9 protein-coding genes are annotated in these 10,654 nt (G+C 75.4%); 3 read left to right on the top strand and 6 right to left on the bottom strand.

Translation table 11 applies throughout. The annotated features are described in order from the left end of the window. Together LQ51_RS33460 and LQ51_RS19100 are read left to right on the top strand one after the other, a co-directional pair. Nucleotides 1–302, top strand: a 302-nt coding sequence (locus LQ51_RS33460) for a hypothetical protein (protein ID WP_197087831.1), incomplete at its 5' end; no start/stop codon positions are given. A gap of 44 nt (nt 303–346) precedes the next feature. Beyond that, nucleotides 347–1,582, top strand: a complete 1,236-nt coding sequence (locus LQ51_RS19100) for a MalY/PatB family protein (protein ID WP_046567614.1) — start codon at nt 347–349, stop codon at nt 1,580–1,582. A 55-nt stretch (nt 1,583–1,637) separates the two neighbouring features. Here LQ51_RS19100 and LQ51_RS19095 read toward each other — a convergent pair whose 3' ends face one another. Both LQ51_RS19095 and LQ51_RS19090 read right to left on the bottom strand, forming a co-directional pair. Beyond that, nucleotides 1,638–2,741, bottom strand: a complete 1,104-nt coding sequence (locus LQ51_RS19095; protein ID WP_046567586.1) for a hypothetical protein — start codon at nt 2,739–2,741, stop codon at nt 1,638–1,640. After that, nucleotides 2,738–3,304: an RNA polymerase sigma factor gene (locus tag LQ51_RS19090; protein WP_046567612.1), complete on the bottom strand. Its 567-nt coding sequence runs from the start codon at nt 3,302–3,304 to the stop codon at nt 2,738–2,740. The genes LQ51_RS19095 and LQ51_RS19090 overlap by 4 nt, the downstream gene beginning before the upstream one ends. 336 nt (nt 3,305–3,640) lie before the next feature. Here LQ51_RS19090 and helR point away from each other — a divergent pair, with 336 nt between their 5' ends. Then, the gene (gene helR / locus LQ51_RS19085) at nt 3,641–5,788 is read left to right on the top strand and encodes an RNA polymerase recycling motor ATPase HelR (protein ID WP_197087833.1); all 2,148 of its coding nucleotides are present in this window, start codon (nt 3,641–3,643) and stop codon (nt 5,786–5,788) included. A gap of 120 nt (nt 5,789–5,908) precedes the next feature. Here the strand turns inward: helR and iolD are convergent, their stop codons facing one another. From iolD to iolC, 4 genes are read right to left on the bottom strand one after another with little or no spacing between them, the layout of a single operon-like run. Next, nucleotides 5,909–7,753 (bottom strand): 3D-(3,5/4)-trihydroxycyclohexane-1,2-dione acylhydrolase (decyclizing), encoded by a 1,845-nt coding sequence (iolD, locus tag LQ51_RS19080; protein ID WP_046567582.1) that lies wholly within the window; start codon nt 7,751–7,753, stop codon nt 5,909–5,911. Continuing rightward, the gene (gene iolB, locus LQ51_RS19075; protein WP_046567580.1) at nt 7,753–8,649 is read right to left on the bottom strand and encodes a 5-deoxy-glucuronate isomerase; all 897 of its coding nucleotides are present in this window, start codon (nt 8,647–8,649) and stop codon (nt 7,753–7,755) included. Before iolB ends, iolD begins: the two co-directional genes overlap by 1 nt. After that, nucleotides 8,646–9,533, bottom strand: a complete 888-nt coding sequence (locus LQ51_RS19070) for a Cgl0159 family (beta/alpha)8-fold protein (protein WP_046567578.1) — start codon at nt 9,531–9,533, stop codon at nt 8,646–8,648. Before LQ51_RS19070 ends, iolB begins: the two co-directional genes overlap by 4 nt. Continuing rightward, on the bottom strand, nt 9,530–10,513 hold the full coding sequence (iolC, locus tag LQ51_RS19065; protein ID WP_046567575.1) for a 5-dehydro-2-deoxygluconokinase: 984 nt from the start codon (nt 10,511–10,513) through the stop codon (nt 9,530–9,532). Before iolC ends, LQ51_RS19070 begins: the two co-directional genes overlap by 4 nt. Nucleotides 10,514–10,654: the final 141 nt, after the last annotated feature.

Genomic DNA, 10,654 nt, shown 5'->3' with positions numbered 1-10,654 from the left:
ACGGGCTGCTCCGCCGCCGGGCCGTCGGGTCGACCGTGGCCGCGGCGGGTGTTCCGCTCGGCGTGCTCGCCGGCCTGGTCGCGCTGGTCGGCCTGGAGCGGGCGCTGACGGTGTGGAACGACCAGTTGGCGCTGCTGCCCTGGGGGCTGTCCCGCATCCTCGGCATCACCGTCTATCTGGGCATCCCGCCCGGCCTGCCGGCGTACGCCGCGGCGGCCGGCGCCGCGCTCACCGCCGCCGGTCTCGCCGCGGCCGGTTGGCCCCGGCGTACCGCCTCCGGTGGTGGTGGGGTCGCGGCGTGACACCGGTACGGACCGGACCGCCGGTGCGGCCTAGGGTGGGCGGCATGGCAGGTCCCGATCACGCCGCGACCCGGAATCCGCTCACCCTGCTCACCCTGGCCGACCTGCGCCGACGCACCAGCGTGAAGTGGCGCCTGCACCCGCCGGACGTGCTGCCGCTCTGGGTGGCGGAGCAGGACGCGCCGCTGGCTCCCGCGGTGGCCGACGCGCTGCGCCACGCGATCGACCTCGGCGACACCGGCTACCCGCACGGCACCGGCTACGCCGAGGCGCTCGCCGGGTTCGCCGCCCGGCGCTGGGACTGGCCCGATCTCCGGGTCGAGCACACCACCGTGGTACCCGACGTCATGATCGGCATCGTCGAGGTGTTGCGGCTGGTGACCGACCCGGGCGACGCCGTGGTGGTCTGCTCCCCCGTGTACCCGCCGTTCTACGCCTTCGTCAGCCACGCCGGGCGGCGGGTGATCGAAGCCCCGCTCGGGCCGGACCTGCGGATCGAGCCGGCCGCCCTGGACGAGGCCTTCCGCCGGGCCCGCGCCGCCGGCCGCCGGCCGGCGTTCCTGCTGTGCAACCCGCACAACCCGACCGGCGTCGTGCACCGTCGGGACGAACTCGAGGTCGTCGCCGACCTGGCCGCCCGGCACGGCGTACGGGTGATCTCCGACGAGATCCACGCGCCCGTGGTGCTGGCCGGGGCGCGGTTCACCCCGTACCTCACGGTGGCCGGCGCCGAGGACGCGTTCGCGCTGACCTCCGCCTCGAAGGCGTGGAACCTCGCCGGACTCAAGGCGGCGCTGGCGATCGCCGGCCCGCGGGCCGCGGCCGACCTCGCCCGGATGCCCGAGGAGGTCGGTCACGGGCCCAGCCACCTGGGGGTGATCGCGCACACGGCCGCGTTCCGCGACGGCGGGGCGTGGCTCGACGGGCTCCTCGACGGCCTCGACGGCAACCGCGCGCTGCTGGCGTCGTTGCTGGCCGAGCACCTGCCGGCGGTCCGGTACCACCGCCCCGAGGGCACCTACCTGGCCTGGCTGGACTGCACGGCGCTCGGCGTCGCCACCGAGCAGCCGGACGGCGAGCCCGGCATCGCCAGCGACCTCGCCGGCCCGGCGAAGATGTTCCTCGACCGGGCCCGGGTCGCGCTCAGCTCCGGGCACGTCTTCGGCACCGGCGGCGCGGGCTGCGTACGCCTCAACTTCGCCACCTCACCGGCGATCCTCACGGAGGCCGTCACCCGGATGGGCCGGGCGGTCGACACCGCCCGGCCCACGGCCGGCTGAGCCCGCCGGTCGGGCCGCGCCGGCCGGCACCGGCCGGCGCGGGGAACGGCCGCCGTCAGTCGCAGCCCAACCCCTGGGCGTACCCGGCCGGCACCTGACCGGCGGCAACCTTGTCGGCGGTCTCCCAGAACACCTCCGGCCAGTCGCCCTCATCCTTCATCTCGTGCAGCACCCGCCAGTTGTGGCTGCTGCGCAGCGCGTCGGCGGCCCGGCGGCGGGCGGCCTCGTCACCGGCCCGGTCGGCGCGCAGCCACTCGGCGATCCAGCCGCAGCCCACCTTCGAGGTCACCCCGGCGCCGAACTGGTAGGCGTCGTTGGTGCCCAGGCTGGCCAGTGCGGCCTGGTCGAAGTTCGGCGGCAGCGGCACGCCGGCGAGGACCGCGGCCGCCCGGTCGTCGACCCGGTCCGGCGTGACGATCTCCGGCGGCAGCGCGGCCAGCCAGGTGCGGACGTCGGCGCGGACCACCCGTGCGAGCACCTTGTCGAAATCGGCCCGGTGCCCCACCCCGCCGCGCATCTCGACGAAGACCCCGTCGCGCGGGCGGAGCATGACCGCGAAGTCGTCCGCGCGGTAGGTGAACAGGTCCCCCGACCAGCCGTCGACCGTGACCGGCTCCGGATCGCTGACGTTGAGCCGGTCGGCGCGGAAGTTGGCGTACTCGGCGGCCGGGTACCAGTTCATCTCCACTTCCCGGTCGCCGTTGCGGAACGCGATGGTGCCCTGCTGGTCGGTGAACCCGTACACGGTGGTCGCCCGCCATCCGGGCTGGTCGATCAGCAGTCGCGGGTTCTGCTCGGCCGCCTTGAGGGCCACCGGCGAGTAGCGGACCGGGGCGCCGGACGCGGACGGGTCGCCGGCCGGATCCGGGGCCCCCGCGGCGGGCCCGGACCGGCCGCCGTCCGGGTCCGCCCGCAGCAGGCCGGGCACGACGAGGGCGCCGGTGAGCACCGCCGCCGCGGCGAACACGCCGGCCAGGCGACGGACCACGGTACGGCGCGGCCGGCCCGGCGGTTGCGGCGGTTCGGCGACCGGGGTGAGGGTCGGCTCGGACATGATCTCCTCCAGGAGGGTCTGCTCGGCCCCGTCGAGGTGCCCGAGGAGATCGGGTCGGTAGGGGTCGGCGTCTCGCACCATCCGGTCGAGGTGCTCCTCGGTCATCTGCCCTCCTTCGGGGCGGGTGCGGCCAGGACACCGGGTACATGTCCGGGTGGGCCGAGGTCGTCACCGACGAGTTCGCGCAGCCGGGCCCGTGCGCGCGAGAGCCGGGTCCGGACCACGGCCGGGCTGACCCGAAGGACACTGGCCGCCTCGCGCGGCTCGAGACCCTCCCAGACGGTGAGCATCAGCACCTCCCGGTCCAGCTCGCCGAGCCGGGCCAGCGCGGCCCGCACGGCGAGCCGCTCGGGCACCTCGCTGCCCGGGTCGGCGGCCATCGTCGCGGTGATCCGGTGCCGTAGCCGCTCCCCCAACCGCTGTCGGCGTACGCCGCCACGATGGTGGTTGGCGAGCACGCGCCGGGCCACCCCGTACAGCCAGAGCCGGGCCTCGCCGTCGGGCGGCAGGTCCTCCCGGCGACGCCAGGCGACCAGTAAGGTCTCCGCGACGACGTCGGCCGCGTCCTCGGGATGCGCCACGCGCCGCAGGGCGTACGCCAGCAAGGGCTGGAAGTCGGCCGCGTAGACGCGTCGGAAGCGGTCCTCGTGGTCAGTCCCGGAGCTCACGTTCACCCCATGTCCGGTCGAGGGCCGATCGTGACGGGCTCGGACGGAAAACCGGGAAACAGGCCGGGCGGCACAGCCCGGGAAAGAGCCCGGGCGGCGCAGCCCAGGCATAAAAAAAAGAGGGTCTGAACCCCTCCACTGTAAAGGTATATCGCACCCCCGGGCTTGCGGCAAGACCCCGGTCGTGCCGCAGAATCGCTGGCCGAGGTCCGGACGGGCGGCACCGGTGGTCGCGCGCCACGCCGCCGCCGGTCCTGACCACGTGCCGCCGGCACCCACCCGGTGCCGCGCACCGGTTCTCCGCGACAACCGATCGGAACAGACGATTTGACTTCCCTGAGCGGCAGTGTCTTCCACCTCCCCGACCGGCTCCGCGCCAAGGCCGATCCGGCGTTGATCGACGGCGACGAGCAGCACTTCGCGGCCATCGCCGAGCGGCTCGCGCAGTTGCTCGGCGACCTGTCGGACCGGCTCGACGCCGCCCGTCGGGCGCCCGGCGGCAAGGGCCGCCAGGCGTCGGACCGGGACATGGAGGTCCGCCGGCTGGAGGCCGAGCTGCGTCGCCTTCGCCGCTTCGGCCTGGACCTGTGCATCGGCCGGATCGTCGGCGCGGAGCACGCCGAGCCGGTGTACATCGGCCGGCGCGGCCTCACCGACAGCGCGGGTCGCCGGCTGCTGCTGGACTGGCGCTCGCCCGCGGCCGAGCCGTACTTCGGGGCGACCCACGCCAACCCGATGGGGCTGACCAGCCGGCGCAGGTACCGCTGGACCGACGGCCGGATCAGCGACTACTGGGACGAGGTGTTCACCCCGGACGGGCTCGACGGGCACGCCGCGCTCGACGACCAGTCCGCCTTCATCGCCAGCCTGGGCGGCAGCCGGTCGGCCCGGATGCGGGACGTGCTCGCCACCATCCAGGCCGACCAGGACGCGATCATCCGGGCCGGCTCGCGGGGTGCCCTCGTGGTCGACGGCGGTCCGGGCACCGGCAAGACCGTCGTCGCCCTGCACCGCACCGCCTACCTGCGCTACGCCGACCCGCGCCTCGGCCACCGCACCGGCGGGGTGCTCTTCGTCGGTCCGCACGAGCCCTATCTCGCCTACGTCGCCGACGTGCTGCCCAGCCTCGGCGAGGAGGACGTGCAGACCTGCACGCTGCGGGACCTGGTCCCGGAGGGGGCCGCGGCGGGCGCCGAGACCGACCCGGAGGTGGCCCGGCTGAAGGCGTCCGCGGACCTGGTGGTCAAGGGAATCGAGGCGGCCGTCCGGTTCTATGAGGAGCCGCCGGCCACCGGGATGACGGTCAGCACCGGCGAGGCCGACATCTGGCTGAGCGCCGACGACTGGGCCGAGGCGTTCGCGGCGCCGGGGCCGGGCACCCCGCACAACGAGGCGCGGGACGAGATCTGGGACGCGCTGCTCACCATCCTGCTGGCCGGATACGACGGCGACGAGCCGGAGGATCTGGTCCGCGGGTCGCTGCTGCGCAACCGGGAGCTGCGGGCGGCCGTCAACCGCGCCTGGCCGCTGCTCGACCCGGCCGAGCTCGTCGCCGATCTCTGGTCGGTGCCGGCGTACCTGCGCCGGTGCGCGCCCTGGCTCAGCCCGGACGAGGTCCGGCGGTTGCAGCGCCCGGAACCCCGCGCCTGGACCGGGTCCGACCTGCCGCTGCTGGACGCCGCACGGCAGCGGCTCGGTGACCCGGAGGCGTCGCGGCGCAACCACCGGCGCGCGGCCGCGCTGGCCACCGAGCGCACGCGGATGGCCGCGGTCGTCGACGAACTGATCGAGGCACACACCTACGACGACGGTGAGGGGGTGCTGTCCAGCCTGCGCCAACTGGACCTCCAGGACGCCCTGGTGGACGAGACCGGGCTGGCCACCGCCGAGCGGGACCAGCTCGCCGGCCCGTTCGCGCACATCGTCGTGGACGAGGCGCAGGAACTGACCGACGCGCAGTGGCAGATGCTGCTGCTGCGCTGCCCGTCCCGCAGCTTCACCATCGTCGGGGACCGCGCCCAGGCCCGGCACGGCTTCGCCGAGTCCTGGCCCGAACGGCTCGAGCGGATCGGGCTCGACCGGATCACCGTGGCCTCGCTGCGCATCAACTATCGGACGCCGGAAGAGGTCATGACGGAAGCCGAGCCGGTCATCCGGGCCGTGCTCCCGGACGCCAACGTGCCGACCTCCATCCGCAGCGGCGGCCTGCCCGTGGTGCACGGCCCGGTCGGGCAGCTCACCGCGATCCTCGACGCCTGGCTCGCCGGGCACGACGACGGCATCGCCTGCGTGATCGGCGCTCCCGCGTTCCGGCCGACGGCCCGGGTCCGGTCGCTGACCCCGGAGCTGGCGAAGGGACTGGAGTTCGACCTGGTGATCCTCGTCGACCCGGCGGCTTTCGGCGACGGCATCGAGGGGGCCGTCGACCGCTACGTGGCGATGACCCGGGCGACCCGCCAGCTCGTCATCCTCACCAGCCCTTGACCACGGCTGCCGGCTGAGCCGAGGAGGGCCGCGCGCCGCCCGGGGCGGCCACCGCAGGCCGGCGCGGCCATCGGTGGCCGGCGCGGCCACCGTCGGCCGGCGCGGCCGGGGGCGGGCCGGTCAGCCGGGGCGCAGGTGGACGCGCCGGGTCTTGCGCCCGGCCTCGTACCCGGCCCGGGCGGCCCGTCCCTCGGCCGTGGTCGACACCTCGGCCACCGGCACGTCCCACCAGGCGCCGGCGTCCGGACCCGCCTCGAACCGGTCGGTCCGGACGTGCACCACGGTGGTCCGGGTGGCCGCCGTCGCCGTGGCCAGGGCCGCCCGCAGCTGCGCCATGGTGGCCACCCGGATCAGGTCGGCGCCGAGACTGGCCGCGTTGGCGCCGAGGTCGACCGGCAGTGGGGCGCCGGCCGGGTCGGCGTAGGCGGTGCCGAGCCGCTGCGCGCCGACGCTCTCCGAGAGTCGGCCGATCGACGCGAATCCGGAGTTGTCGACCAGCACCACGACCAGCTTCACGCCGTCGGCGACCGCGGTCGCCAGCTCGCTGGGCAGCATCAGGTAGGACCCGTCGCCGACCAGCACGAACACCTCGCGCTCCGGCGCGGCGAGCTTCACCCCGATCCCGCCGGCGATCTCGTAGCCCATGCAGGAGTAGCCGTACTCGACGTGGTAGCTCTTCGGGTCGGCGCTGCGCCACAGCCGGTGCAGGTCGCCGGGCATCGAGCCGGCCGCGCACACCACCACGCCGCGCGGGCCGGCGGCGTCGTTCACCGCGCCGATCACCGCGGTCTGGGTGGGCCGCGCGTCCGGGTCGGCGTGCCGGGCGGCGTCCGCCACGGCCGTCCAGCGCTCGCGCAACCGGGTCACCGAGTCCCGGTACGCCGGCTCGGTGGCCCAGCCGGCGCAGGCCGCGTCGAGGGCGGCCAGGCTCTCCCGGGCGTCGCCGACGACCTGCGTACCGGCGAGCTTCGCCGCGTCGAAGCCGGTGACGTTGAGGTTGACGAAGCGCGTCCCGTCGCCGAAGAGCGTGCCGGAGGCGGTGGTGAAGTCGCTGTAGCGGGTGCCCACCCCGAGCACCACGTCCGCGCCGGCCGCGATCTCGTTGGCCGCACTGGTGCCGGTGACGCCGAGCGCGCCGAGGGCGAGCGGATGGCCGTACGGCAGTGCGCCGGTGCCCGCCTGGGTCTCCGCCACCGGCACCCCGTGCTCCTCGGCGAAGCGGCGCAGCGCTCCGGTGGCCCCGCTGTAGATCACCCCGCCGCCGGCCACCACCAGCGGCCGGCGGGCCGACCGCACGAATGCGGCCGCCCGGTCCAGCGCCGCGGCGTCGGCCCGAGGGCGCGGCACGTGCCAGACCCGTTCGGCGAACAGCTCGTCGGGCCAGTCGTACGCCTCGGCCTGCACGTCCTGCGGCAGGGCCAGGGTGACCGCGCCGGTCTCCACCGGGTCGGTGAGCACCCGCATCGCGGCCAGCAGCGCCGCCGGTAGCTGCTCGGGGCGGTTGATCCGGTCCCAGTAGCGGGAGACCGGTCGCAGCGCGTCGGTCACGCTGATGTCGTAGGAGCGCGGGTCCTCCAGTTCCTGCAGCACCGGGTTGGCGACCCGGGTGGCGAAGATGTCGCCGGGCAGCAGCAGCACCGGCAGCCGGTTGATGGTGGCGCCCGCGGCACCGGTGACCAGGTTGGTCGCGCCGGGGCCGATCGAGGTGGTGCAGGCCAGGGTGCTGAGCCGGTCGGTCATCCGGGCGTACGCCGCGGCCGTGTGCACCATGCCCTGCTCGGTGCGGCACAGGTGGTACGGCAGGTCGGCCCCGGCGGCGGCCAGGGCCTCGCCGAGGCCGGCGACGTTGCCGTGCCCGAAGATGCCGAAGCAGGCCGGGACGAGCCGGCGCCGCTGCCCGTCCCGCTCGGAGAACTGCCGGGCCAGGAAGGTCACCACTGCCTGCGCCACCGTCAACCTGGGCATCACGCCTCTTTCGTTCCGGGCCGGGCCAGCGGCAGCCGCGGGTCGACCGGCTGGCCGGCCCAGCTGCCCCGGATCCAGCCGTGCCGGGGATCGTCCACGCAGGCCATGGTCCGGGTCGGCCCCGGCCCGGCCAGCACGTTGAGGTAGTAGAGGTCGTAGCCGGGGGCGGCCATGGACGGCCCGTGGTAGCCGTACGGAACCAGCACCACGTCGCCGGTGCGCACCTCGGCCAGCACGTCGATCGGCCGGTCGGTGGTGCCGTACACCCGCTGGTAGCCGACCGGGCCGGCGCCGGGTTCGCCGCCGGCCACCTCGAAGTAGTAGATCTCCTCCAGCGCGGCCTCGACCCGCCCGTCGCCGTACGTCCGGTCCTGCTCGTGCTTGTGCGGCGGGTACGACGACCAGTTGCCGCCGGGGGTGAGCACCTCCACGGCGACCAGCCGGTCGCAGCCGAAGGCCTCCGGGGCGCAGAAGTTGTTGACCTGCCGGCTGGCCGGGCCGGCGCCGCGCAGCTCCACCGGCACGTCCCGGGCCGCGCCGTAGCGGGGCGACAGCCGGCGGGAGGCCCGCGCCGACGGCAGCGCGAAGCGGCCCTGACCGTGGATCGTCACGTCGGCGTCGCGGGGCAGGTAGGCGAAGTCGGTGACCGAGGCGAATACCGACTCCCGTCCGGTCAACGTGATCCGCAGCCCGTCGCAGTGCACGGTGGCGGCGCCGGCCAGCGGCAGCACCAGCATCTCCTCGTCGCCGGTGGCGAAGCTGACCTCGCCGCCGGCCGGCAGGGTGAGCACCCGCAGCCCGGCGTACGTCCAGCCGGCCCGTTCGGGGGTGAGTTCCAGCGCCCACGGCGCGCGGGCGGCGTCGCCCCAGCGCAGGTGGGCGTCCGCGGTCCTCACGCGTCCTGCCCGGTGGGCAGCAGCGAGCCGGCCAGGTCCACCGCGGCGGCCACGTCGTCGTCGGGCGGGTAGAGCAGCGCCCGGCCGACCACCAGGCCACGCACGCCGGGCAGCCGCAGCGCCCGCGCCCAGCGCGCGTACACCATCTCCGGGGCCTCCACCGGGTCGCCGCCGAGCAGCAGCACCGGCAGTGTGGTCGCGGCCATCACCCGTTCCATCTCGTCGACGGCCGGCAGCTTCAGCCAGGTGTACGCGCTGGTGGCGCCGAGCGCCTGCCCGACGCTGACGCCCCTGACCACCGCCTCCGGGCGCAGGTCGGCGCTGACCCGGCCGTCCTGGCGGGTCACCCAGAGCGGCTCGACCAGGGCCACGGTGCGGTGGGCGGCCAGGGCGGTGACCGCCTGGGCGCAGGCCTGCAGCGTGGCGGCGGTGGCCGGGTCGTCGGGATCGATCCGGCAGAGCATCTTGCCGCCGTCGTAGCGCATCGCGGCGATGCTGTCGGCGTCGTACGCGGTGAACCGGTCGTCGAGTTCGAAGGTGGCGCCGGAGAGGCCGCCACGGTTCATCGAGCCGATCGCCAGCCGGTTCTCCAGCGCGCCGAGCAGCAGCAGGTCCTCCAGGATGTCCGGGGTGCCGAGCACCCCGTCGACGCCCGGCCGGGACAGCGCCACCCGGAGCCGGTCGAGCAGGTCCACCCGGCCGGCCATGGCCATCGGCCGGTCCCGCACCCCGAGGGCGCCGCGGGCCGGGTGGTCGGCGGCGATGACGAACAGCGGGCGGCCCGGCTCGGGCCAGGGTCGGCGGGTACGGCGGGCGGCGGCTTCGGCGATCGTCTGCGGCCGGTGTGCCCGGGTGCGGGTCAGCGCGTCGTACTCGGTGCTCACCGGTCTTCTCCTGTCAGGACGGCGGTCGACGGCGCCGGTCCCGGCGCGGCGTCCCCGGCCAGCGCGGCGGTCTCGGCGTAGTCGGGCATGGCGGCCGAGCAGGCCAGGCGGGAGGCGACGATCGCGCCGGCGGCGTTGGCGAAGCGCAGCGTCCGCGCCAGCGGCCAGCCGCGCAGCAGCCCGAGGCAGAGCGCCCCGCCGAACGCGTCGCCGGCGCCGAGCCCGTTGACCACGTCCACCGGCACCGGCGGCACCCGGACGCTCTGCTCGGCGGTGCGGGCCAGCACCCCGTCCGGGCCGAGCTTGACCACGGCGAGCCGGGGCCCGCGGTCGAGCAGCAGCTCGGCGGCCCGGTCCGGGTCGCGGGTGCCGACCGCGACCTCCACCTCGTCGAGGTTGCCGACGGCGACGGTGACGTGCGGCAGCGCCTCCGCGACGGCGGCGCGTGCGGTGCCCGGGTCGGGCCAGAACATCGGCCGGTAGTCCAGGTCCAGCACGGTGTGCGGGCGGCCCCGGCGGGCGGCCAGCGCGGCGGTGTGCGCGGCCCGGCTGGGCTGCTGGCACAGGCCGGTGCCGGTGAGCCAGAGGACGCCGGCGCCGGTGATCGTGTCGAGGTCCAGTTCCTCGGGGCGGATCTGCAGGTCCGGTGCGGTGGGGGTGCGGTAGAACCAGAGCGGGAAGTGGTCCGGCGGGAAGATCTCGCAGAAGGTCACCGGGGTGGGCAGGCCGTCGACCGGGCGGACCTGGCTGTCGTCCACCCCGAATTCGCGCAGCGCCCGGTGCACGTAGTCGGCGAACGCGTCCGCGCCGGTGCGGGTGATCACCCCGGCCCGCAGCCCCTGCCGGCTGGCCGCGACCGCCACGTTGGTGGCGCTGCCGCCGAGGAACCGGCCGAACGTCTCGACCTCGGCCAGCGGCGTGGCGATCTGCAACGGGTAGATGTCCACCCCGACCCGGCCGATGGTGAGCACATCGAGCATGCGGCGCCCTCCGTCCCGGCCGGCGTCGGCCTGCTCGCCGGCTGATCCCGTCCCTGATTGGTAACAGTGCCCTGCGAGTTGTGTCAATGTGTTGTCTTTACATCCTTGCTCTGCTCAGGGTGATCGCTTCGGTACAGTGGC

Source organism: Micromonospora sp. HK10, from assembly GCF_000982955.1.
In the GTDB taxonomy this organism is placed as follows: Bacteria; Actinomycetota; Actinomycetes; order Mycobacteriales; family Micromonosporaceae; genus Micromonospora.
This window is presented reverse-complemented; position numbering and strand designations above follow the sequence as displayed.